The 23,376-nt window shown below is 58.4% G+C and carries 25 protein-coding genes and 1 tRNA gene; 6 read left to right on the top strand and 20 right to left on the bottom strand.

Annotation, left to right across the window (positions count from 1 at the left end):
- Nucleotides 1-7: 7 nt before the first annotated feature.
- Complete coding sequence (locus tag GA830_RS12630; protein WP_195162193.1) at nt 8-1,651, bottom strand: MFS transporter; 1,644 nt, start codon at nt 1,649-1,651, stop codon at nt 8-10.
- Between the two features lie 173 nt (nt 1,652-1,824).
- On the opposite strand from GA830_RS12630, the gene GA830_RS12625 reads away from it, so the two are divergent.
- The gene (locus GA830_RS12625) at nt 1,825-2,631 is read left to right on the top strand and encodes a copper homeostasis protein CutC (RefSeq protein ID WP_258045425.1); all 807 of its coding nucleotides are present in this window, start codon (nt 1,825-1,827) and stop codon (nt 2,629-2,631) included.
- On the opposite strand, the gene GA830_RS12620 is transcribed toward GA830_RS12625, so the two are convergent.
- The 3 genes from GA830_RS12620 to GA830_RS12610 form a co-directional block, all read right to left on the bottom strand.
- A complete protein-coding gene (locus tag GA830_RS12620; protein WP_195162192.1) occupies nt 2,615-3,412 on the bottom strand; it encodes an FAD binding domain-containing protein in 798 nt (265 codons plus the stop codon). The two genes, GA830_RS12625 and GA830_RS12620, sit on opposite strands and share 17 nt — an antisense overlap.
- 127 nt (nt 3,413-3,539) lie before the next feature.
- Complete coding sequence (locus GA830_RS12615; protein ID WP_195162191.1) at nt 3,540-5,894, bottom strand: xanthine dehydrogenase family protein molybdopterin-binding subunit; 2,355 nt, start codon at nt 5,892-5,894, stop codon at nt 3,540-3,542.
- 97 nt (nt 5,895-5,991) lie between these two features.
- A complete protein-coding gene (locus GA830_RS12610; RefSeq protein ID WP_195162190.1) occupies nt 5,992-6,480 on the bottom strand; it encodes a (2Fe-2S)-binding protein in 489 nt (162 codons plus the stop codon).
- Here GA830_RS12610 and GA830_RS20000 point away from each other — a divergent pair.
- Nucleotides 6,479-6,613, top strand: a complete 135-nt coding sequence (locus tag GA830_RS20000) for a hypothetical protein (RefSeq protein WP_258045424.1) — start codon at nt 6,479-6,481, stop codon at nt 6,611-6,613. The two genes, GA830_RS12610 and GA830_RS20000, sit on opposite strands and share 2 nt — an antisense overlap.
- 145 nt (nt 6,614-6,758) lie before the next feature.
- Here the strand turns inward: GA830_RS20000 and GA830_RS12605 are convergent, their stop codons facing one another.
- From GA830_RS12605 to GA830_RS12590, 4 genes are all read right to left on the bottom strand, one after another.
- Nucleotides 6,759-6,944, bottom strand: a complete 186-nt coding sequence (locus tag GA830_RS12605) for a hypothetical protein (protein WP_258045423.1) — start codon at nt 6,942-6,944, stop codon at nt 6,759-6,761.
- A gap of 199 nt (nt 6,945-7,143) precedes the next feature.
- Nucleotides 7,144-8,196: an aldo/keto reductase gene (locus tag GA830_RS12600; RefSeq protein WP_195162189.1), complete on the bottom strand. Its 1,053-nt coding sequence runs from the start codon at nt 8,194-8,196 to the stop codon at nt 7,144-7,146.
- A gap of 54 nt (nt 8,197-8,250) precedes the next feature.
- Entirely contained in the window at nt 8,251-8,499 is a 249-nt protein-coding gene (locus tag GA830_RS12595; protein ID WP_195164933.1) for a hypothetical protein, read from the bottom strand.
- Nucleotides 8,500-8,703: 204 nt separating this feature from the next.
- Nucleotides 8,704-9,039 carry a hypothetical protein gene (locus GA830_RS12590; RefSeq protein ID WP_195162188.1) on the bottom strand — a complete coding sequence of 112 codons (336 nt, stop codon included), beginning with the start codon at nt 9,037-9,039 and terminating at the stop codon, nt 8,704-8,706.
- 226 nt (nt 9,040-9,265) lie between these two features.
- Here GA830_RS12590 and GA830_RS12585 point away from each other — a divergent pair, with 226 nt between their 5' ends.
- A complete protein-coding gene (locus GA830_RS12585; RefSeq protein WP_195162187.1) occupies nt 9,266-9,601 on the top strand; it encodes a YARHG domain-containing protein in 336 nt (111 codons plus the stop codon).
- A gap of 8 nt (nt 9,602-9,609) precedes the next feature.
- Here GA830_RS12585 and GA830_RS12580 read toward each other — a convergent pair whose 3' ends face one another.
- Both GA830_RS12580 and GA830_RS12575 read right to left on the bottom strand, forming a co-directional pair.
- Entirely contained in the window at nt 9,610-10,812 is a 1,203-nt protein-coding gene (locus GA830_RS12580) for an MFS transporter (RefSeq protein ID WP_195162186.1), read from the bottom strand.
- Between the two features lie 143 nt (nt 10,813-10,955).
- Entirely contained in the window at nt 10,956-11,780 is an 825-nt protein-coding gene (locus GA830_RS12575; protein WP_195162185.1) for an aldo/keto reductase, read from the bottom strand.
- Between the two features lie 77 nt (nt 11,781-11,857).
- On the opposite strand from GA830_RS12575, the gene GA830_RS12570 reads away from it, so the two are divergent.
- Nucleotides 11,858-12,850 (top strand): DUF1624 domain-containing protein, encoded by a 993-nt coding sequence (locus tag GA830_RS12570; RefSeq protein WP_195162184.1) that lies wholly within the window; start codon nt 11,858-11,860, stop codon nt 12,848-12,850.
- A complete protein-coding gene (locus GA830_RS12565; protein ID WP_195162183.1) occupies nt 12,847-13,323 on the top strand; it encodes a methyltransferase family protein in 477 nt (158 codons plus the stop codon). Before GA830_RS12570 ends, GA830_RS12565 begins: the two co-directional genes overlap by 4 nt.
- Nucleotides 13,324-13,338: 15 nt before the next feature.
- Here GA830_RS12565 and GA830_RS12560 read toward each other — a convergent pair whose 3' ends face one another.
- The 4 genes from GA830_RS12560 to GA830_RS12545 all read right to left on the bottom strand — a co-directional run bounded on the left by GA830_RS12560 (nt 13,339) and on the right by GA830_RS12545 (nt 15,943).
- Entirely contained in the window at nt 13,339-13,725 is a 387-nt protein-coding gene (locus GA830_RS12560) for a MerR family transcriptional regulator (RefSeq protein ID WP_195162182.1), read from the bottom strand.
- 98 nt (nt 13,726-13,823) lie between these two features.
- Nucleotides 13,824-15,239 (bottom strand): magnesium transporter, encoded by a 1,416-nt coding sequence (mgtE, locus tag GA830_RS12555; protein ID WP_195162181.1) that lies wholly within the window; start codon nt 15,237-15,239, stop codon nt 13,824-13,826.
- A 256-nt stretch (nt 15,240-15,495) separates the two neighbouring features.
- A complete protein-coding gene (locus GA830_RS12550) occupies nt 15,496-15,696 on the bottom strand; it encodes a hypothetical protein (protein WP_195162180.1) in 201 nt (66 codons plus the stop codon).
- 162 nt (nt 15,697-15,858) lie between these two features.
- A tRNA-Leu gene (locus tag GA830_RS12545) sits at nt 15,859-15,943 on the bottom strand.
- A 189-nt stretch (nt 15,944-16,132) separates the two neighbouring features.
- Here GA830_RS12545 and lipB point away from each other — a divergent pair.
- A complete protein-coding gene (gene lipB, locus GA830_RS12540; protein ID WP_195162179.1) occupies nt 16,133-16,846 on the top strand; it encodes a lipoyl(octanoyl) transferase LipB in 714 nt (237 codons plus the stop codon).
- Between the two features lie 224 nt (nt 16,847-17,070).
- Here lipB and GA830_RS12535 read toward each other — a convergent pair whose 3' ends face one another.
- The 6 genes from GA830_RS12535 to GA830_RS12510 all read right to left on the bottom strand — a co-directional run bounded on the left by GA830_RS12535 (nt 17,071) and on the right by GA830_RS12510 (nt 23,354).
- The gene (locus GA830_RS12535) at nt 17,071-17,751 is read right to left on the bottom strand and encodes an ABC transporter ATP-binding protein (RefSeq protein WP_195162178.1); all 681 of its coding nucleotides are present in this window, start codon (nt 17,749-17,751) and stop codon (nt 17,071-17,073) included.
- The gene (locus tag GA830_RS12530; protein WP_195164932.1) at nt 17,752-18,978 is read right to left on the bottom strand and encodes a lipoprotein-releasing ABC transporter permease subunit; all 1,227 of its coding nucleotides are present in this window, start codon (nt 18,976-18,978) and stop codon (nt 17,752-17,754) included.
- 74 nt (nt 18,979-19,052) lie between these two features.
- Nucleotides 19,053-20,381: a proline--tRNA ligase gene (proS, locus tag GA830_RS12525; RefSeq protein WP_195162177.1), complete on the bottom strand. Its 1,329-nt coding sequence runs from the start codon at nt 20,379-20,381 to the stop codon at nt 19,053-19,055.
- A 448-nt stretch (nt 20,382-20,829) separates the two neighbouring features.
- Nucleotides 20,830-21,102, bottom strand: coding sequence for a DUF1467 family protein (locus GA830_RS12520; RefSeq protein WP_195162176.1), 273 nt, complete (start codon nt 21,100-21,102; stop codon nt 20,830-20,832).
- A 30-nt stretch (nt 21,103-21,132) separates the two neighbouring features.
- Nucleotides 21,133-21,537 (bottom strand): methylmalonyl-CoA epimerase, encoded by a 405-nt coding sequence (gene mce / locus GA830_RS12515; RefSeq protein ID WP_195162175.1) that lies wholly within the window; start codon nt 21,535-21,537, stop codon nt 21,133-21,135.
- A 146-nt stretch (nt 21,538-21,683) separates the two neighbouring features.
- Nucleotides 21,684-23,354 (bottom strand): ribonuclease J, encoded by a 1,671-nt coding sequence (locus GA830_RS12510; protein ID WP_195162174.1) that lies wholly within the window; start codon nt 23,352-23,354, stop codon nt 21,684-21,686.
- Nucleotides 23,355-23,376 lie beyond the last annotated feature (22 nt).

Below are 23,376 nucleotides of genomic sequence, written 5' to 3'. Positions count from 1 at the left end.
CCATCCTTCAATGCATCTCGAACACGCCTTTGGTGGCGAAGATGGCGTCTGACCAATTGGTGGGCCGCTCGATCATGCGATGTACTTTCGGACCTTCGGGGCCGCTATGGAGCGCGCGCAGTTTGGCACCGACCACAGCATCGGCATGGGTGGTGCGCAAATTGTGACGGCGATACTCCACCCAAGTCGGCAGGTGGTAGCTTTCCATCCAGGACTCAGCGTTTTCCATATCGCGGCAAAGCGTCCAATTGCGCGCGCCATTGCGGCTCCGCACACGGCGGCGCTCGGACATAGCCTCAAGAAAAGCCTCAGTGTCTTCTTCCTTGATGATGAACTCGACCATCACCAGGATCGGGCCGCTTCGCGGTTTAAGCTCCAGTGCCAGCGCCGGCTCGCGCCAGGCATTGAGCGGGTCGAGATTGAGCGTTGTTTCCCTAGGCAGCGCAAATTTCAGCCCGACTATTGCACCGATGACCAGCAGCGCAGCAGATATCAAAAGCGCCCTGTCCGGACCAAAGTTTTCGGCCAGTTGGCCCCACAGCCAAGCGCCGACTGCCATGCCGCCGAAGGTTGCGGTCTGGTAGATCGCGAGCGCCCGGCCGACCACCCAACGCGGCGTCGACATTTGCACTGTGACATTGAAGAGGCTGAGCGCCATGACCCAGGCTGCACCACCCACCATAAGGGAAGGCCCGGCCTGCCAGAGACTTGCGCTGAACGACAAGCTGAGCGCACAGAGCGCGAACGCCAGGAAAGCCATCCTAACAATCCATTCCGCCGACAGACGCTGGCGCAGCCGCGCGCTTAAAAACGCGCCGCCTATCGCACCTATGCCGAAACAGCCGAGCAGAACACCATAGGTCAACGGTCCACCGCCGAGAAGATCTCGCGCTACCAGCGGCAGCAAAGCGAGGATAGAAATCGCCGAAAAGCCGAAGATAAAGGAGCGTAGCAGCACCTTTTCTATGTTGGGCGACATGGCGACATAACGCAGGCCGGCACTCATAGCGCTGCCCAGCGTTTCACGCGGCAGCGTACTTGGCTGGTCGGGTTGACGCCAGCGCAACAGCACAAAGATCAGCGCCAGATAGCTGCAGGTGTTGACGGCAAAGGCGGCAGCGGCCCCGCCCGCTGCAACAATCGCGCCGCCTATCGCAGGTCCGACGCTGCGCGTCAGGTTGAAGCCGACGCTGTTCAACAGCACTGCGGCGGAAATGTCGTTGCGTGGAACAATGTCGCCCACAGATGCCTGCCAGGACGGGTTGTTGAGCGCGATGCCGCAGCCGATCAGGAATGTGAAGGAGAGAAGCAGCCATGGGGTCAGCAGGCCGAAATAGGCGCAGACTGTCAGTCCGACGGACACCGTCAACATGAAGCATTGGGCCACCAGCATGACGCGGCGCCGGTTGAAATTGTCAGCAATCGCACCTGAGGTTAGCGAGAACAGCATGATCGGCAGCGAGGTTGATGCCTGCACCATGGCCACCATCGCAGCCGAACTTGTGATCGAGGTCATTAGCCAGGCCGCGCCGACTGCCTGGATCAGTCCGCCGAAGTTCGACGCGATGCTGGCGATCCAGATTTCGCGAAAGGTCGTGTTCCTGAGCGGCGCAAGCGCTGATGCTGTCGGGGTACCGGGTGTATCTGACATGGTCTCAACGTTTGGCGGCGAATTGGACAATCCCGACTCGCCATCTCCACAGTAGACCAGGAATTTGCAAATTGGAGACGTTTTGGCAGGACGTGCAAACCAAATGTATGGTCCAAGTGTGGGGATCTTCACGACCTTCATCAGTAGATGCTAAGGCACGCTTGGTATCGCACATGAAAGTTTCAGACATGGCTCCTGTCCGCCCGATCATCGAAATCTGTGTTGAAGGCATTGACGGGCTCATCGCTGCGCAAGAGGCGGGGGCTGACCGGGTCGAGCTGTGCGCCGCGCTGGTAGAGGGCGGGCTTACCCCCAGCATCGGCACCATCAAGCTAGCGCTGGAACTGGCGACGGTTCCATTTCATGCGATCGTGCGACCACGCGGCGGTGATTTCCTTTACAGTGAGGCCGAGCACCGATCTATGCTGGCTGATGTGGCGGCCCTGTGCGATCTGGGGGTCGCCGGCGTCGTGGTTGGCTGCCTGACGGCAGATGGCGCCATCGACGAGAGGCGGATGACCGCTTTGGTCAAGGCTGCCGGCCCGATGAGCGTGACTTGCCACCGAGCCTTCGACATGACCAGGGATCCCACTGAGGCGCTGGAAACGCTGATCCGCTGCGGCATCGCGCGCGTACTGACCAGCGGCCAGCGCGACCGCGCGGTTGATGGTGTGGAACTGTTGGCCCAGCTCGTCGTGCAGGCGGGCGAACGTATAGTAATCCTCGGCTGCGGCGAACTCGATGCCAGCACCATCGCGTCAGTGCGCGAGCACGCCGGGCTAAGGGAAATGCATTTCGCTGCGTTGAAAGACGTTCCCAGCGCGATGCTTTACCGCAATCCCCACGTCGGCATGGGCGGCAGCGATCTTGACCGCGAATACCGCAATACCATCACTGACCCTGACTCTGTCCGCGCCACGATCAGTGCCGTGGGCAGATTGGATTCAGCCCTAGCCCCGGCGTCTAACGCAGCGCCTTAGCCACCGCGCGCTTGGCCATCACCACGACCAGGTTGGCGCGGTATTCCGGCGAGGCGTGGATATCGCCCATCATGCCATCTGCGGAGAGCGAGACGTTGGCAACGGCTGACGGGTCGAAGTTTCCGCCAAGCGCTGCCTCAATTTCGGTCGAACGAAAAACGCCGTTCTCGCCGGCACCTGTCACGGCCACGCGCACGCCGGCGTCGTCTCTGGCGACGAACACTCCGGTCATGGCGTAGCGTGAGGCGGGGTTGCGGAATTTTTCGTAGCCGGCCTGATCGCAGAGCTGGAATTTTACAGCGGTGACGATCTCATCCTCTTCCAGTGCGGTCTCAAAGAGGCCGGTGAAGAAATCCGCGGCTGCGTGTTCGCGCTTGTTGGTGACCACGGTGGCGTTGAGCGCCAGCAGCGCCGCTGGATAATCGGCCGCCGGGTCATTGTTGGCGACCGAGCCACCAATCGTGCCCATGTATCGCACGTGTGGATCGCCAATATGGGCGGCAAGGTCGGCCAGTGCCGGACATGCGTTTGCTACCACGTCGCTCGTAGCCACATCATGGTGCGTGGTTGCCGCGCCGATGGTGAGAGTGCGCCCTTCGACCCTGATTCCGGCCAGTTCGCCTATGCGGCTGATGTCGACGAGGTCGCTGGGCGCGGCAAGCCGCGTCTTCATCGCCGGTATCAGTGTCATGCCACCTGATAGAAGTTTTGCGTCGCCCATCCCCAGAGCGGAGACTGCTTCGGCGAGCGAGGTGACGCGATGATAGTTCACAGAATACATGGAATATCTCCCAAAGGCTGATTGCGCCTGGAGCCGTTCAAGGTTCGACGGGAACGTCGAACGGCTCCAATTGTTAGTTTTTACACAAGTCCGAACGCAAACCGCTGCGCTCTTTGCTGGAATTGCTCTAGTGTTTCGTTGCTGCACGCAGCGCCAACCAAACGGTCTGCGGAGTGGCGGGCATGGTAAGATCGTTATTGCCAATGGCATCGGTGATGGCGTTGATGACTGCTGGCGGCGAGCCAATCGCACCGGCTTCGCCGCACCCCTTGATCCCAAGGGGATTGGACGGACATGGGGTGTTCGAGGTGGACACCTGGAACGACGGCAGATCATCGGCGCGCGGCATCGTGTAATCCATATAACTTGCCGTAATCAGCTGACCGCTCTCTGCATCGTAGCGGGTGCCTTCGAGCAGCGCCTGGCCGACACCCTGCGCAATACCGCCATGCACCTGCCCCTCGACGATCATCGGGTTGATGATGTTGCCGAAATCGTCGGCTGCAACGAATTGCACGATCTTGGTGCGCCCCGTATCGGGTTCGATTTCCACTTCGCAGATATAGCAGCCTGCAGGGAAGGTGAAATTGGACGGGTCGTAAAAGGCGGTTTCCTTTAGCCCAGGCTCCATGCCGCCCGGAAGATTGTGCGCGGTATAGGAGGCAAGTGCCACTTGGAACCACGGAACCTCCTTGTCGGTACCGGCAACCTTTGCAATGCCGTTTTCGATGACAATGTCAGCCTCGTCGGCTTCAAGCAGGTGGGCTGCGATCTTCTTGGCCTTGGCTTCGACCTTGTCGAGAGCCTTGACGATGGCGGACATGCCGACTGCGCCGGAGCGGGAGCCATAGGTTCCCATGCCCATCTGAACTTTGTCCGTGTCGCCATGGACGATGGAGACGGAATCAAGCGGCACGCCGAAGCGTTCCGAGACCAGCTGCGCGAATGTCGTCTCGTGACCTTGCCCATGACTGTGCGAGCCGGTCAGCACCTCGATGGTACCGACTGCATTGACGCGTACCTCTGCGGATTCCCAAAGACCGACGCCTGCACCGAGCGAGCCGACCGCTGCCGAGGGCGCGATGCCACAGGCCTCAATGTAGCAGCTCATGCCGATGCCGCGTAGTTTACCGCGCTTCTGGGCCTCTTCTTTTCTGGCCGGGAAGCCTTCATAGTCGGCGGCATTCATCGCTGCATCTAGAGAGGCAGCATAGTCGCCGGCGTCGTAGCACATGATGACGGGGGTTTGATGCGGGAACTGTGTCACGAAATTCTGGCGACGCAGATCCGCTGGAGAAACCCCCAGCTCGCGGGCGGCAGTCTCCATGGTGCGCTCGACCAGATAGGTGGCTTCCGGCCGCCCTGCCCCGCGATAGGCATCTACCGGTGCAGTGTTGGTGTAGACGGCTCGCACATTGGCGTGGATGGCCGGGATATTGTACTGGCCAGACAACAGCGTAGCGTAAAGATAGGTCGGCACCGATGACGAAAATAGCGACATGTAGGCGCCGAAATTAGCTACTGTATCGACCTTTAACGCGGTGACGCGGTTGTTGGCGTCAAAGGCCATTTCGACCGTCGAATAATGGTCGCGGCCATGGGCATCCGTCAAAAAGCTTTCGGTGCGGTCGGCCACCCATTTGACCGGCACCCCGGTCTTTTTAGAGGCCCAGAGACAGACGATTTCTTCAGGATAGATGAAGATTTTCGAGCCAAACCCGCCGCCTACATCCGGTGCGATGACGCGCAACTTGTTTTCGGGCGCAACATTGTAGAACGCGCTCATGACGAGGCGCGCCACATGCGGGTTCTGCGAGGTCGTCCAGCAGGTAAAATGGTCTTCTGCCTTGTTGTAGAGGCCGAGGGCGGCGCGCGGTTCCATCGCGTTCGGGACCAGCCGGTTGTTGACGATGTTCATGCGGGTGATGTGGGCGGCTGTTGCAAGTGCAGCATCGGTTGCCTTGGCGTCGCCGATCTCCCAATCGTAGATCAGATTGTTATCGGCCTCGGGATGGAGCTGCGGCGCGCCATCTTTCAAAGACTCGACCGCACTGGTGATCGCCTTCAGTTCCTTGTACTCGATGGCAACCGCTTCGGCGGCGTCGCGGGCCAGACCCTTGGTCTCTGCCACCACGATGACCACGGCATCGCCGACATAGCGAACACGGTCGACAGCGAGCGGGGACCAGGCGCCCATCTTCATCGGCGTCCCATCCTTGGAGTGGATCATCCAGCCGCAGATGATGTTGCCGATACCGTCTGTCTTCAGTTCCCGACCAGTCAGCACGCCAATAACACCCGGCATGGCCTGCGCCGCTTTAACGTCGATGCTGACGATTTCTGCATGGGCATGGGGGCTGCGCACGAATGCGGCATGCTTCATGCCTGGAAACACCATGTCATCCACAAAGCGCCCCGCGCCGGTGATGAAACGCTTGTCTTCCTTACGGGCTACGCGTGCTCCGATGCCATCTATACCCATCAGCGTGCTCCTCCCAGAAACGGTGAATGGGGGAATGGTGAATGGAGCAATGGCTTGCGGGTTTTCCCATTCGCCACTCACCATCCATTATCCACCACTATGCTGCATGCTTCGATCCTGCGCCCATGACTTCCGACGCTGCCAGGATCGCCTTGACGATGTTGTGGTAGCCGGTGCAACGGCAGATATTACCTTCAAGTTCGTCGCGCACCGTCTTTTCGTCGAGACCTTCAGGATGGCGATTGATCATGTCTGTTGCGGCCATGATCATGCCCGGCGTGCAGAAGCCGCATTGAAGGCCGTGATGCTCCTTGAAAGCGGCCTGCACAGGATGCAGTTCCGCCCCGTTGGCCAGCCCCTCGATGGTCATCACGGTGGATCCGGATGCCTGCGCGGCAAGCAGGGTGCATGATTTTACTGCCTTGCCGTCGACATGGACAACGCAAGCGCCGCATTGCGACGTGTCGCAGCCGACATGCGTTCCCGTCAGCCCCTGATGCTCGCGCAAGAAGTGCACAAGCAGCGTCCGGTCCTCCACCGAAGCCGTCACCAGCTTGCCATTCACGGTCATCGAAATTGCGGACATGAATCCTCCTCAAGCCAGGGCCGGACGTCGCCGGCTGGTATTTCCGCCCTGCCTGACCGGCGTTGCCTGTCAGGTCCTGCCGATGCGTTCGCGCGAAGCCGCGCGCGTCTCAGCCAAGCCTACTGTCGGCTGAACACAGCCAGACATCAAGAGCGTCACGTGTGATTTTGAAAAAGGTCGTTTTGGGAGCTAGATCCGGCGACTGGATCAGAAACTAGCGGGTGGTCGCGCGTTCGCCAACGCCGTGGCCAGCTGCCACGCATCGGCTTCAGAACGTGTCAGGCTCCAGCCGTGCAGCAGGCATCAATCACATGTGCCGGGGGCGTAAAATTCACGCTTCGGTCGCGTGCACGTTTGAACAGCAGACGCACGTCTTCAGGCCGCACGCTATCGCGCGTCATCACCAGCTGAACCATTGGATCGCTAAGCAGATCATCCAGTGTCCTGATACGTTCGGTCATCATCGCCTCCTCAAAGCACGCCGGCTGACACCCTAGATAAGCATGAATCATGGCAGACCAATGATGTTTCGGCGGCAAAGCGGCCCTTTTTGCTGATTTCTTGCTTTGAACGTTCGCTTCACGCCAAAATGCGAAACATTTTTTCGCCAAACGCGAAAAGGCGGACCACTGTTCGGTCACAACCGGCGATGAACGGCCGCCGTCAGGTACAGGGATTTCCTGTGCTTTGGTGAATGGCGTCGACGGCTTCTTGCATCTCGTCGGTCCATGTCACGTCAGCGGAATCCAGCGCCATCTCCAATTGTTCTAACGTCGTGGCCCCAACGATATTGGAGGCCATGAACGGGCGGCTTGTCACAAAGGCGTTTGCAAACAAAGCTGGCTCCATGCCAAAGCCGCACGCCAGTTCGTTGTAGGCGAGCTGCGTCTCGGCAGCGTTTGGCGTCTCATAGCGTGAACCCCGGTTGAACAGAGCCGTCCGCGAGCCTGCGGGCCGGGCGCCGTTGTCGTATTTTCCGGTAAGGTAGCCTTGGGCCAACGGCGAATAGGCAAGCAGGCCGACATCCTCGCGCTCACAGACCTCGGCCAGGTTCACCTCAAAAGTGCGGTTGACGAGGTTGTAGGCGTTTTGCAGCGTGGCAACGCGCGGGCCATTGCCTTTTTCGCTCTCGAACAGGTAGCGCATGACGCCCCAGGAACTCTCGTTGGAGAGGCCCAGGTGGCGAATTTTTCCTGCCTTCACCAGTTCGTCGAAGACGGCGAGCGTTTCGGCAATTGGTGTTTCATCGTCGTCACGCGGGGTCGGCCAGGTGGTACGGCGGGCAGGATTTGATCCCCAAGGAATTTTGCGCTCGGGGAAATGGATCTGGTAGAGATCGATGTAATCGGTCTGCAGGCGGGCCAGCGATTTTTCAACTGCATCGAAAATATCTGCCCGTACCAGCCGGTTGGGCCGGTCACCGCGAAACCACTCATCAGAAGTGCGGCCGACCACTTTGGACGCCACAACGACACGGCTGCGGTTTTTGCGTGCCGCCATCCAGTTGCCGATATAGGTTTCAGTGCGCCCCTGCGTTTCGGCCTTGGGCGGAATGGGATAGAGCTCGGCAGTATCGAGAAAATTCACGCCACGATCAAAGGCGCGGTCCATTTGCGCGTGGCCTTCTTGTTCCGTGTTTTGCTGGCCATAGGTCATGGTCCCCAGGCAAATGGCGGAAACGGACAGGTCCGTGCGGCCAAGACGGCGCATTTTCATGATGTGGCTTCCCTGCGGTCGCGTGTCGGGGATGGGCGCGTGCGGAGCGCGCGGTCAGGTGACCAGAGCGATGATCGAGGCGATCACGAAAGCAGCTGAGATCGCAACCAATGCACCATAAATCCGCGGGCGGTCGAATAAAACAGCATGGCCGGAGACCCAGGCGAACGCCGCGCTGCCGAGTGCCAGCAGGAAGGCCGAGCGATCACCAAAAGCCAAGCCCGCACCCATCATGCCGCCGATGATCAGCGCACCGAACACGATGATGACCGCGACGGCATATTTCTCGTAATTGTCTTCCATCATTTCCTTCTCGCCGTGCTCGCCGCCGTTTCAGGCGCGGTACAGTGGTGAAGCGACTAGAAAGAGGTTTGCTGGAAGAGTCAATTTTGCTGAGGCGCCCACACCTGCGCAGCGATATAATCGCCGACATCGTTGCGCAGAACCCACAGTTTTGACACCACCCTTTCGCAGGCGACGATAAAACATAACCGGGTCAAACGCCGCTCAGTAGGAGCGCGGCGGTACGAACAGGCAGATGGTGCGGCTGTCACTGGCGCCAGCCACCGAACACCAGTGATAGTCCCCATCGGGCGATTCCCGCAGACGCGCGTCGTGATAGCCAACAATCTCACCCGTGCCGGCAATAATGTAGCCTTCCGGTCGCTCGGCAATGGTTTTGGCAGTGACTTCGCGGCAATCGTAGCCAGAACAGCAAGAATACGGGTATTTCCATCCCTTTGGTGCCTCATGGGCGCGGGCGACAGGGGTGAGAGAAAGGACAAGAGCGAGCGAAGCTAGTACTGCCTCTTGGCCATGGGGCGTGCTTCCTGCACAGAACATGAGTTGTTCTCCAAGGTTGGCCTCCCTGACGTCAGAGCCTGCTCCCGCATGGTTAACAGATGGTTAATTTAAGCTTCTCTCCCGGCGTCGACACATCTGCATTATTGACAGCGCTTGGTATCGGGTATGCATTAGCCACTTAAAAAAATGGCGAGGCAGTGAACCATCGCGAGCCTCAGACCGACATACCTGCAGTATCAATCGATTTGTCTCCGGAGGAAGTTTTATGCGCTTTGTCTTTGTCGCCGTTTTTGCCCTCGCTGCCCTACCCGGAATCGCACAGGCCTCATGTTACGAGGACCTTGGCGCTACAGGCTGTACCGACAGCGAAACATTTCCCCGTTCTGATCTGCGGGCGCTTTCGTGCGAAAACCTTTGGCAGGTTCGCAACTCGATCTACAACGAGGCAGGTTTCTGTTTCAAAACAAGCCGCGCCAAAGCTCAATTTGATAATTCGGATTGCTCGGTCAACAAAGCTTCCTCGCTTCGGATGAACAGCCATGAGCGGGCTAATGTTTCGCGCATCAGCCAAGTGGAGAAGGAAAAGGGCTGCCGCATGTGATCCCCGAATCACATTGATTTTGGCAGATAGCGCCATGTGATGGCGCCACAGATGGCCGAGAAGACGGCGAGAGTCGCGAAGACCGAGCCAAGGCCGAAGAATGCCAGCATCAGAGAATAAATCAGCGGCGGCAACAGTTCGGAAAGGTCGAGATATGTGCGGTAAACCGCAGTCATCTGTGGTCTTTCGAAGGAATGCACGGCACGCATGAAAGCTGTGGAGCCAAGTGCGTCCAGCGATATGCAGAAAAAGGCGCCGACCAGCAGAAAGCCTGCCGTAGCCAAAGGCCAGGCTTCGCCTGTCGCACCCGCTGCCAGCAAAGAAACCGTCATGGCGAAGAAACTTCCCGCCATGACCTTGCGAGCACCGAAGCGCTTCCCGGCACGCCCCCAGATCAAAGCGGTAAACAGAAGCGCATTGCCGCCCGACACCAGCAGGCCGCCAGCGAGCTTGCCCTGCCCGGTGGCGACCATCAAGATCGGCCCGTAAACGAAAAACGTCGTCCAGAAGCAGGATCGTCCAAAGGCGATAACCCATGCAAGCCGGAGACGAGGCTGGCTGATATAGCGCCCGATATTGGCAATGGGATGGGCGGGGCGAATCTTGCCCGGCCGGATCATCTGATTATCGCTGAGGCGAAAGAACCAGAACAGGCAAAGCAGAATCACGGCAAACAGTGCAACGACACCATGCGCGACAGCGATTCCGAAATTCGTATAGAGAAATACGCCGAGCGTCGGTCCGCCTGTCCAAGCGATTGTCGACCATGCCATACGCACCGATTCGGCCTGCATGAAATCGGTGCGGCGAATGTGGTCCATGATGTAGAGATTGAGCGTGATCGACAGCGCGCTTGCGCCCATCACACGCGCCAGCATTCCCGCAGTCTGACCGGCAAGCGACTGGGTGAGAAAGCAGGCCGAGCCTACCACCAACAAAAGAGCGCCTGTCGTGTAAACCCAGCGGCGGGCGAACCGCGTGATAAGCAGTGGCATGAACAGCGTTGCAGAAAGTCCCAGCAGCGCCACCACGGTATAGAGCAGTGATACACCCTGCTTGGAGTGCAGGATTTCATAGGCCTGGATCGGGATGACGCTGGCCACCGAAGCCCGCGCAAACGATTCCAGCGCATAGAGGGCGGCAAATGTTTTGGCACCTGCCGGGCGCACTGCGGGAAGCCAGATAGGATGCCGGACCTGTGTAGCTGTCATTTCTGCCTAAGATGATATTTTTAGGCGCAGCGTGGGCTGGATTGCCGCCAGATGGTAGCAGGAAACCGACGCAGAGCAGCCGGAAAACGCAGCGCTACACGTTCGTTCGCCCGGCCTGTGTGCCATTCAGGCACGGCCCGGGTCTAATCCCACTTTGGCGAAAAACCATAATCGCAGATGCGGCTGTTTCGTTCAGCGAGCGCCGTGATCGACGCCATTTCCGCTTGGCTTAGCTCAAAATCGAAGAGAGCGGCATTTTCGGCCAGTCGTTCTATCCGGCTGGTGCGCGGTATAGCCACGACACCCTGATGCTGGACATGCCAGCGCAATATCACCTGGCCTGGAGTCCTGCGATGACGTGATGCCGCATCCATAACGGCGGGTTCGCGTAGCAGACCGCCATCGCGGTAAAGCGGGCAGTAGGAAACGAATGCGATGCCAGCCTTGCGACAGGCAGCCATCAGTTTGGTCTGGTCGAGATAGGGGTGATATTCTACCTGGTTGGCAACCAGCGGTGCATCCGAGAGCTTAATTGCCTCAGCCAATGTTGCGGTAGGAAAGTTTGCAACGCCGATGTAGCGCGTCAAGCCGCGTTCGCGCAGCCGGTTCAGCGCCTCCATGGTGCCGGCGAGAGGAATTTTGGCATTCGGCCAATGGATCAGCAGCAGGTCGACATAGTCGAGACCAAGCCGTTTCAGGCTGCCCTCCGCGGATTGGACCGCGTCAGCGGGCGCAAGATCGGTGTACCAGATTTTGGTGGTTACAAATATTTTCTCGCGCGGCGTGCCTGATGCGCGAAGGCCGGCACCGACCGCCTCTTCATTGTCATAGGCACGGGCCGTGTCGATGTGTCGGTAGCCAACCGAGAGAGCTTCTCTGACGAGGTCGGTGCATCCCTTGCCGGTAAGTGTCCAGGTGCCGAGCCCGAGTGCCGGAATTTCTGCGCCATTTGCCGCAACACTATGCATGCCGTCCGCCCTCGCCTATCAATGACAGTTCACTGTGGTGCGCCTGTGCCCACGGCAATCCTCTGCGTCAGGAAGTCATGGTTTTTCCCGCCACGTCAATGCCAGCCCGACCCCGTATTGCACTGCTCGACATTGCGCGTGGCAGCGCGCTGGTTGCGATGGCCATCTACCATTTCACCTGGGATCTCGAATTTTTCGGTTATGTCGAACAGGGCACCACCGCCGTTGGCGGTTGGCGTCTGTTTGCGCGCGGAATTGCCTCCAGTTTTCTGTTCCTCGTCGGGGTCAGCCTTTACCTGGCACATGCAAAAACCATTCGATGGGCTGGGTTCTTAAAGCGCCTGACGATGGTGGCCGGGGCGGCTGCGGCCATTTCAATCGTCACGTATGTCGCGATGCCGAACGGATTTATCTTCTTTGGCATCCTACACCAGATCGCGCTCGCAAGCGTGTTGGGGCTTTTGTTTCTGCGTTTACCAGCGCCATTAACGTTGTTGCTTGCAGCAGTGGTTATCGCATTGCCATATTTCTGGCGCGCGCCGCTGTTTGATCTGCCCGCACTCTGGTGGGTGGGACTTTCTGCTACCATCCCACGTTCCAACGACTATGTGCCGCTGTTTCCATGGTTTGGAGCTGTGCTTGCGGGCATGGGTACTGCGCGTATCGGCGAACAGAGCGGGCTGTTTGCAAGACTGGCACATAACATGCCGGCGAAATGGACCAAACCGTTGGATGTCGCCGGTCGTCACAGCCTTGCATTCTACCTGATACACCAGCCAGTGCTGATCGGATGCGTCTGGCTGTTTTCGCAGATCTCTCCAGCGCCGGTTTCCAGCCAACCCGTTCAATTCGTCCGGGCCTGCGAGAGCACGTGCCGGCAAGATGCGGGCGAAGAATTCTGCACGGTTTACTGCGGCTGCATGCTCGATAGCCTGCAACGCGAAAACAGGCTCGACAGCGTGTTCTCTGACCCGCAGAATGATCAGGTTACAACACAGGTGCGCGGGCTGGCGGATATATGCACCGCCTCGACCGAGCAGCAGGTTTCGCGGGAGGATGCAAACCCATGACCGATACAGCCGGACTTCCGAACCGCATCCCGTGGCCGCCGATGATCTATCTGGCAGCGATCGTGCTGGGCATCATATTGCATATCGTCTATCCGCTGCCATTTATCGGACCGCCATTTTCAGATCTGCTGTTTGCCATCGGCTGGCTTTTGATCGTTGCCGTTGTCGCAATCGATGTCAGCGCCATCCGCACATTGCACCGAGCCAAAACTACTATCATGCCGCACCGCGCCAGCGAGCATCTGGTGACCAGCGGCGCCTTCTCGTTTAGTCGTAACCCGCTCTATCTGGCCAACACGCTGTTGATGTTCGCCATCGGACTGGTGGGAGAGGTCACCTGGTTTCTGCCGCTCGGATTGCTGGCCGCCTATCTTACCGGCATTCTGGCGATTAAAGGCGAGGAGCGGCACCTGACCACGCGCTTCGGCAAGAAATATCTCGACTATTCGAAGCGAGTGCGCCGTTGGATCTGAAGCGGCGCCGTACAATCAGGTGTTGACGCCAAGCTCTACCAATCGTTCGACGCAGGATTCTTCGGCATGGTCGAGCTCGGCGAGGGTTTCTTCCAAGTCGCGACGTTTCTGGCGCAACTCCTCGCGCTTTTCTTCGATGCGCGCGATCATCAGTTTGAGCTGACCCACCTCACCCGGTGGTGATCGGTACATCTGGATAATTTCGCGAATCTCGCTGATCGAAAACCCCAGCCGCTTGCCGCGCATGATCTGCTTGACCAAATGGCGGTCTGAGGGTCGAAACAGCCGTGTGCGGCCGCGCCGCACCGGGTGAATAAGTCCCTCATCCTCGTAGAAGCGCAAGGTGCGGGTCGAAATCGCGAACTCCCGGGTCAGTTCAGTAATCGAATAATATTCCCGCATATTTTTAGCCCCCAAGGCGAATTCACGTTGGGATTCATCGCACGGCATTTACGTAAAAGTCAATTAAGAGAGGCTTCTGGCTAATTTAGCTGATCCCGCTAACCCAGCCCCAGCCACCACGTTGCCAGCCCAAGAAATGAGAGGAAGCCGATTACGTCGGTGACCATGGTAGTGAAAATTGACGACGAAATGGCCGGATCTGCACCATAACGATCCAGCAAAAGCGGGATCAGAATGCCGCCCAGGGCCGCAGCCAGCATGGTAATCACCATGGCCGATGCGATTACAATGCCAAGATCCGGATTGTGAAACCACGCGCCTGCGATGAGGCCAAGCATCACGGCAATAATTACGCCGTTCAAGAGACCGACCATTACCTCGCGCCGAATGACGCGCCCAGCGTTGTAGATGTCCAGATCTTTTGTGGCGAGGGCGCGCACGGTGACGGTCATGGTCTGTGTGCCGGCATTGCCGCCGAGTGACGCCACAATTGGCATCAGGGCGGCGAGCGCAACCATCTGCTCAATCGTTGCGCCAAACTGGCTGATAACGGAAGCCGAAAGAAAAGCCGTCGCCAGATTGATCAACAGCCAAGGGACACGCGAGCGCGATGTGTCGAGAACCGTATCGGACAATTCCTCATCGCCGACACCGCCCATGCGCAGCAGATCCTCCTCAGCCTCCTGCTGGATGACGTCGACCACATCGTCGATGGTCAGCACACCAACCAAGCGTTCGTTCTCATCGACCACGGCTGCAGACAGAAGGTCGTATTGTTCAAATTCGCGCGCGGCTTCTTCCTGATCCATCGTGGCGGGAATGGCATGGCGTGTCTCATGCATCATGTCCTCGATTTTTGTCGTGCGACGGGTGCGCAGTATCTGGTCGAGGTCGACGGCACCGAGCAACTTGAAAGTCGGATCTATGACAAAAATCTGGCTGAACCTGTCCGGCAGGTTCTGGTCTTCGCGCATATAGTCAATCGTCTGCCCGACGGTCCAGAATGGCGGCACAGCGACAAACTCTGTCTGCATGCGCCGGCCGGCGGTTTCTTCAGGATAATCCAGGGCCCGGCGCAGGCGAATGCGCTCGGTGAACGGAAGTTGGGCAAGGATCTCGTCCTGGTCCTCGATCTCGAGATCTTCCAGAATGTATACCGCATCGTCGGAATCGAGCGCCTGGACCGCCTGCGCGATCTGCGCGTTGGGCAAATTGTCGACGATATCCATGCGGATTTTCTCGTCGACCTCGGTCAGTGCGGAAAAATCAAAATCCTCGCCCATGAGATGAACTAGGGCGCGGCGCTGTTCAGGCAACAAAGCTTCAAGCAAGTCACCCAGCTCAGACTGGTGAAGTTCAGAAACATCCGATTTCAATGCCAGCGTGTCGCGATCGGCGATCGCCGCGCCTATATGGGCGAGGTAGCCCGCGCGAATGACGCCATCATCATCATAGATGCCTGCCCCTGATGCTGCATCGATGGGTTCGGCGCTTTGGTGTTCCTGGCCTTCCATGTGATTCTCCTGGACAAGATGCAGGAATCTCCCGCGCCGCGCACCACTGCAAGAACATGGCTGCAACCCTGCCCCGTAGCAAAGCAACCTCTAGCCTGCGAGTTGACGGACTGCAAAGCCAAACGCAGTAGTGCGCTGCACTGTTATCGAGTTGGCGGTGATATTAGCTATGGCGCGAAACCGGTCGTACGGTAGGAGTAGGCGTTCACCTGCGATCAATTCAACGCGCCGGAGTCGGACCCGATGCTCTATTTGGTCAGCGCTTGCGACTGAGCCCCACAACAAACGCAACGATTGCAGCGAGTGGACCCGCGACAAAGATCGCTGTCATGGCAGATTCAACGGGCAGATCATGGGTGTTGCCCGAGAGCAATGTTATCAGGGCGTAGCCGAGCAACGCTCCGGCTGGAAACGCGAACAGCGCGTAAACGATGCCTTTTGCGAACTTGTTTTTCACAGCTTCCGTACCGGAGTTCCAGCCGCGTTCGCGCTCATCAGGAGACGCAGTTTTCACACGCGGCCACAGTGTTAAGGCTTATTCCAGAAGGTCACGCTCTTCAACCCACAGCGGGAGCTCCGCGCAGACGCACTGGGAAATTCCACTCTGGTGGAGTGTATTTGGTGCGGTCGAGAGGACTCGAACCTCCACGGGTTGCCCCACAGCGACCTCAACGCTGCGCGTCTACCAATTCCGCCACGACCGCACGCAACGAAGGCCGGCTCGCACCGGCACGCGGCATGTAGCAAATCGAAACCGGTGAAACAAGTGGCGAAGGCCTCATTAATTGCCGGAGAACAAAGGAGTTTTCAGTCGCCGTAAAACGCGTGAACTGGACCTTTGGGACGGTTATCGCCATATGTGGTGAAACACGCCCTGCGGGACGCAGAAAGCCATGCTTGAACGCAACCAGATCACTCATTCATTTCTCCCACGGGCCGGCTCGGAACCGGTGGAATGGCGCGTGGAAAGCGGCCTCTTATCCTATGACGATGCGGTTATCGCTATGGAAGAACGTGCCGCAGCAATACGCGACGGAACGGCGCGCGAACTGGTCTGGCTTGTCGAACATCCGCCGCTTTACACCGCAGGTACCAGCGCGAAGTCTCAAGATTTGATTGATGCGAACCGCTTTCCGGTTTTCGCGTCGGGCCGCGGCGGTGAATATACCTATCATGGACCCGGCCAGCGGGTTGCCTATGTGATGCTTGACCTGAAACGCCGGCGAGAGGACGTGCGTGCCTTCGTTGCCGCACTGGAAGCCTGGCTGATCGAAACGCTTGCCGCGTTCAACGTTACGGGAGAGCGGCGCGAGGACCGAGTCGGCGTCTGGGTTGTGCGGCCAGACCGCCCACCCCTGCCTGACGGCGCTCCCGCCGAAGACAAGATCGCGGCAATCGGCATCCGGCTGCGGCGCTGGGTCAGCTTTCACGGCGTCGCACTCAATGTCGAGCCCGAACTGTCGCATTTTACCGGCATAGTACCCTGCGGCGTAACGGGATACGGCGTCACCAGTCTGGTGGATCTTGGTCTGCCGGTGACAATGCCGGATGCCGACGAAGCACTGAAAACGGCATTTGAAAGGGTTTTCGGCCCAGCTTCCCGGTAGTTCCACACACGCCTAAAGAACATATTCAGAGCGCACCAATCCACATGGCAGCCGAGACCAGAAACGCACTCATGCAAACCATCGAAACAACATCTTGAACAAGATCGGGCATTGGGTCTCTCCTGTCTCTTATTGTTCGTAGTTTGTTCTATTTATGTTCCTTCGTCAAGCCAGAATTTTGTCCATATGGGCCAGTGCCGGTGCCGCGCGGACTTCGTGAAAGTCTAGAGGGTCACGACCTTCCCGTCCGTCAAGGTCACACGACGATCCATGCGTGCGGCAAGCTGGTGGTTGTGAGTGGCAATCAGAGCTGCGAGACCCGACTGGCGCACGAGCGCTTCCAGCGCCTCGAACACGTAAGTCGCTGTGACCGGGTCGAGATTGCCTGTCGGCTCGTCGGCCAACAGCACCAGCGGGGCGTTGGCAACCGCGCGCGCGATGGCGACACGCTGCTGTTCGCCGCCAGACAGCTCTGACGGGCGGTGGTGGCCGCGGTTGCCAATCTTCATATAGTCAAGGAGCTGGGTGGCGCGCCCCTGCGCTTCGGCAACGCTGAGCCCCCTCACCAGTTGCGGCATCATGATGTTTTCAAGCGCCGAGAATTCAGGCAACAAATGATGGAACTGGTAGACGAAGCCGATGTCGTTGCGGCGAATGGCGGTGCGCTCGTCGTCAGACAGCCGACCACAGGCGCGACCGGCGAGGATGACGTCACCGGCATCGGGGCGTTCTAGAAGACCCGCAGTGTGCAGCAGCGTCGACTTGCCAGCACCCGATGGTGCAACAAGCGCCACCATCTCACCGCGCTTCAATGAAAAGTCGGCGCGGTTCAAAATGGTCAGCTGGCGTTCACCCTGTATATAATGGCGTTCGACGCTTTTCAGCTCGATGATCGGCTCACTCAATTATTCATACCTCAGCGCTTCGACCGGATCGAGCTTTGCCGCGCGCCATGCGGGAAAGAGTGTCGCCAGGAAAGACAAAACCAGCGCCATCATGACGACTGAAAACGTTTCGCCGAAATCCATTGTCGCCGGCAATTGGCTCAGGAAATAGAGTTCGGGGTTGAAAATTGTTGTCCCCGAAAGCCAGGAGAAAAACTGCCGGATTGATTCTACATTGAGGCATACAACGACGCCGAGAAGCACACCGGCCAGCGTACCCGTTACGCCGATTGCCGCTCCCGTCATCATGAAGATGCGCATAACCGCGCCGCTTGAAGCACCCATGGTGCGCAAAATCGCAATGTCGCCGCCTTTGTCCTTCACCAGCATGATGAGGCCCGAGATAATGTTGAGCGCAGCCACCAAAACGATCAGTGTCAGGATCATGAACATCACATTGCGCTCAACCTGCAGGGCAGAAAAGAACGTCTGGTTGCGCTGGCGCCAGTCTGAAAGGTAGAGCGGGCGCTGGGCTGCTATCTCAATCAGCGGCTTCAACGTGTCGATAGCGTCCGGTTTTTCAGCATATATCTCGATCGTCTGCGCCCGGCCTTCCTGGTTGAAATAGAGCTGCGCCTCAGAGAACGGCATGAAGATGATGGAGGCATCATATTCGGACATGCCAATCTCGAAAATGGCAGTGACCGGGTAGCCTTTTACGCGCGGGGTGGTGCCAAGCGGCGTGACGTCGCCTTCGGGCGAGATAAGCGAAATGATGTCACCCAGCGACAGACCAAGATTTTCGGCCATGCGGATGCCGATCGCAACGCCTTCGCTCGTATCGAAACCCGCGATGGTGCCTTGCCGGACGTTTTTCGCGACAAGGTCGATCTTTTCGAGATCGAGGCCACGAATGCCTTTCACCAGGGCGCCGGTGCCCGGGCCGGCGTTGCCGCTAGCAAAAATCTGGCCCTCGATCAGCGGCATCGCCTGTCTAACGCCGGCGAGATCGGCGATACGACCGGCAACGGCCTCATAATCTTCCAGCGGCGTGTCGATGGGCTGGACAATAACATGGCCGTTGATGCCCAGGATGCGGGTCATCAGTTCGGCACGAAAGCCGTTCATGACAGCCATGACAATAATAAGCGTCGCGACGCCCAGCATGATGCCGGTGAACGAGATCGCGGCGATGATGGAAATCACTGTCTCCTTGCGGCGCGAGCGCAGATAACGCCAGGCCACCATGCGCTCGAAATAGGAGAACGGACCGGCACCCTGTGTGCGCGGCGGCGGCGTCGGTGCGGCTGGTGCCGTCTGGTTCACGCGGTGGCCTCCAGCGATGCCAGCAGGTCTTCTACCTTCTGCACGTCGCGCTCGCCCGTGGCGCGGCGTTTGACCTCAACAGTGCCTTCACCAGCACCGCGTGGACCGACAATGACCTGGCGGGGAATGCCGATCAGGTCGGCAGTGGCAAATTTCGCGCCGGCGCGCTGGTCGGTGTCATCATAAAGCACATCGTGACCCGATTTCTCATAAGCGGCCTGTAGCTTTTCGCACAGGCTGTCGCAGGCGGTGTCGCCGGGCTTCATGTTGATCAGGACAACATCGAACGGCGCCACCGCTTCCGGCCAGATGATGCCGGCCTCGTCATGGCTGGCTTCGATGATCGCCGCAATCAACCGCGACGGGCCGATGCCGTAGGAGCCCATCGAGACCGCATGTTCCTTGCCGTCCGGACCGGTCACCTTTGCGCCCATCGGCTTGGAATATTTGTCGCCGAAATGGAAAATATGGCCAACCTCGATGCCGCGCGCTGAAAGTTTTTTATCCTCGGTGACAGAGCCCCACGCGACTTCGTCATGCATTTCCTCGGTCGCTGCATAGGGCGTCGTCCACTGAGTGACGATATCTGCCATTTCGCCATCATTGGCGAAATCGGTGGCCTCGCCCGGCACCGGCAGTTCGAGGTAGTCGCGGTCGCAAAATACCTGGCTTTCGCCGGTGTCGGCCAAAATAATGAATTCATGGCTCAGGTCACCGCCGATCGGGCCAGTGTCAGCGCGCATGGGAATAGCCTTCAGCCCCATGCGGGTGAAGGTTCGCAGGTAGGAGACAAACATGCGGTTGTAGGCGGCCTTGGCGCCTCCGAAATCGAGGTCGAAGGAGTAGGCGTCCTTCATCAGGAATTCACGCGAGCGCATCACGCCGAAGCGCGGGCGCACCTCGTCGCGGAACTTCCACTGGATATGGTAGAGATTAAGCGGCAGATCCTTGTAGGACTTCACATAGGAGCGGAAAATCTCCGTCACCATTTCTTCATTGGTCGGACCAAACAACATGTCGCGTTCATGTCGGTCCTGGAGCCGCAGCATCTCTTTGCCGTAGTCGTCATAACGACCGCTTTCGCGCCACAGGTCGGCCGACTGAATGGTCGGCATCAGGATTTCCAGCGCGCCGGCGCGGTTCTGCTCCTCGCGCACGATCTTGCAGACCTTTTCGAGAACGCGCTTCCCAAGCGGCAGCCAGGAGAAGCTGCCTGCCGCCTGCTGCCGCACCATGCCCGCGCGCAGCATCAGCCGGTGCGAGACAATTTCTGCCTCGCGCGGGTTCTCTTTGAGGATAGGCAGAAAATAGCGCGAAAGCCGCATGAGGAATTCCGTCGAATGTGTGAGAAAACCGCCGGAATCGGCAGCCTCGGGTCAAATCACGAATGCACGCGCTTCATAGCCATTTCGTGACCGAATGGAAACCCGACGCTTGCCAGCTTTGAATTCGCCCAAACAAGGTGCAAACTCTGCCACTTCATTGTGCAATGCAGCACAGGATTGCCTGTTTCAAAGCAAAATTCTTCGTGACATTGTCCATCCGCCTAGTCTAATGTGCCTTGATAACTGAGAGGGCGGAAACAAATCCACCTTCCTACGCGGTCAAAGTCTTGGGAGGATGCGATCCTGGCGCGGTCACTCGCTGCCGCCGGAAACGGAAATTGGATCGGACGCGTTTAATTGCAAGGCCTCGCGCCTTGCATTTTTTTTGTCTTTTCAACGGGTTACAAGAACATCTTGGTTTAGAATCGTTTAGCGCCTGTTGTAGAGCTTATTGTACGAGCGGCGGAATGAAGCTTGGAAAATCATCAACACCGAAGCCGTAGACTTTTGTAATCAGGTAAAAGATCCCAAAAACGACGATCGATATTATCGTTGTGCGCAAGAATGCCCTGCGAACATGGGCTCCGCGCGGGGCGCTGGAATGGGTGCCGAGTGTCACATTGCCATCATCGTCTTGGGTGCGTAGGCCAAAAGGCAGCGCTGCAAACAGGGCTGTCCACCAGATGATGAAAAAGATAGCTGCAAACGAAACCCAGCTCATCGACGTGTCCTTGTTCTTTGCAGCGCCCGCTCAGGTCTGTTCGAGTTCGACCAGCGTGCCGCAGAAATCTTTCGGATGCAAAAACAGCACTGGCTTGCCATGCGCCCCGATCTTGGGCTGACCATCGCCCAGCACGCGCGCGCCTGCTTTGATTAAACGGTCGCGCGCAGCCAGAATATCCGCCACCTCATAGCACAGATGGTGCATCCCACCCGAGGGGTTTTTGTCCAGAAATGACGCGATGGTCGATTTGTCGCCGAGCGGCTCCAAAAGTTCGATCTTGGTGTTGCCAAGCTCGATGAACACTACCGTCACGCCATGCTCCGGCAGCGCCTGCGGCTCCGTTACACTCGCCCCCAGCATGTCCCGATAAACAGCGCTCGCCGCAACGAGGTCGGGTACGGCGATGGCGACGTGGTTGAGGCGGGTCAGCATGGGGGGCTCCGTAGTATGGCGAATGGTGAATGGCGAATGGCGAATGGCGAATGGCGAATGGTAGACTTCAACTCGCAGTTGGCTACTGGCTATTCGCTACTCGCTCTTTCCATTCACCACTCTCATCATTCAACATTTCACCACTCTCACCTCGTGACGAATACCGTCACCACAGGCTTCTTGCCCCAGACTTCGTTGGCAGATCCGCGAACCGCGCGGCGAACGGCTTCGGAGACGAGATCCAGATCCTTGCGGCGCTGGCGCGGGATGCTTTCGACGGCTCCGACGGCCGCGTCGAGCATAATGTCTTCAAGGTCGTTGCCTTGGGCGTCTGCCTCGGCAACGCCTATCGCCACCAGGTCGGGATCTCCGGCGAGCTCGTATTTCTCGTCGAGGACGACATTCACCGCGACATGACCGGCAAAGGAAAGTTTGCGGCGGTCGCGGATACCGACGGATTCTTCCGAGCCGATCAGCTTGCCATCCTTATAGATGCGGCCAAAGGGCACCTGGTCGATAATTTCGGACGCACCGGGAAATAGCCGCAGCATGTCGCCATTGCGTGCCTGCGCCACATCCTTGATCCCAGACATCGCCATCAAGGAGCCTTGCGCCACAAGGTGGGCTGCCTCGCCATGAACTGGCACGCCGATTTGCGGACGCACCCATTCATACATGCGCTTCAATTCGTTGCGGCGCGGATGCCCGGAAACATGCACCAGCGCGTCGGTGTCTTCGATGATCTTGACGCCTTGGTCGATCAGCCCGTTCTTGATCTCGAGGATCGCCTTTTCGTTGCCAGGGATGGTGCGCGAGGAAAAGACAACCGTATCGCCAGGTGCCAATGCCACACTGCGCATCTCGTTGCGCGCCAGCTTGGCAAGGGCAGCCCTGCTTTCGCCCTGGCTGCCGGTGCAAATGATGACAAGGTTTTCGCGTGGGATGAAGCCATATTCATCCTCGGAAAGAAATTCCGGCAGGCCGTCCATATAGCCGAGTTCATCGGAAACCTGGATCACGCGTTTTAGCGAACGACCGAGTACAAGGACCTGACGGCCGGCGTCGCGCGCAGCTTCGGCAATCGAGCGGATGCGGCCGACATTAGAGGAAAAGGTGGTCACCGCAACGCGGCCCTTAGCTTCCTCAATAACTTTACGCAGACCTTTCCCGACCTCGGTCTCAGCGGGCGATTCGCCATCACGCATAGCATTGGTGGAATCGCATACCAGCGCCAGCACGCCCTTGTCCCCATAGGCACGGAACCGGGCCTCATCGGTCATCGGACCGATTTCGGGCGCAGGATCAATCTTCCAGTCACCGGTATGGATAACGGTTCCAGCGGGAGACATGATCGCCAACGATACGGGCTCGGGAATGGAATGGCTGACCGCAATAGCTTCGATCGAGAACGGGCCGACCTGAAACGTCTCGCCAGCCTTGTAGATCGTCACCGGAATTTGCGGTGCCCCATGTTCTGACTGGCGCTTGGCTTCAAGAAGAGCGGCAGCAAAAGGCGTCATGAACAGTTGCGTCTTAAGGCGCGGCCACAGATCGAGTACCGCACCGTAGTGATCCTCATGCGCATGAGTGATGACCATGCCCTTGAGGTTTTCAAGCTGCGCTTCGATGAAGCGCGTGTCCGGCAACACCAGATCGACGCCCGGCAGGTCGGGACCGGGAAAGGTCACGCCACAGTCGACGATGATCCATTCGCGTTTGGACGCAGGCCCATAACCGTAGAGCGCGAAGTTCATGCCGATCTCGCCGACACCGCCGAGCGGTACGAAGACCAATTCGGCATTTTGAGATTTTGCCATTTTTACGTACCCTTTGTGGTCG

Origin of the sequence: Mesorhizobium sp. NBSH29 (assembly GCF_015500055.1) — a bacterium.
In the GTDB taxonomy this organism is placed as follows: domain Bacteria; phylum Pseudomonadota; class Alphaproteobacteria; order Rhizobiales; family Rhizobiaceae; genus Neomesorhizobium.
Note: the sequence above shows the minus strand (reverse complement) of the source record. Positions and strands in the feature narration are given on the sequence as shown.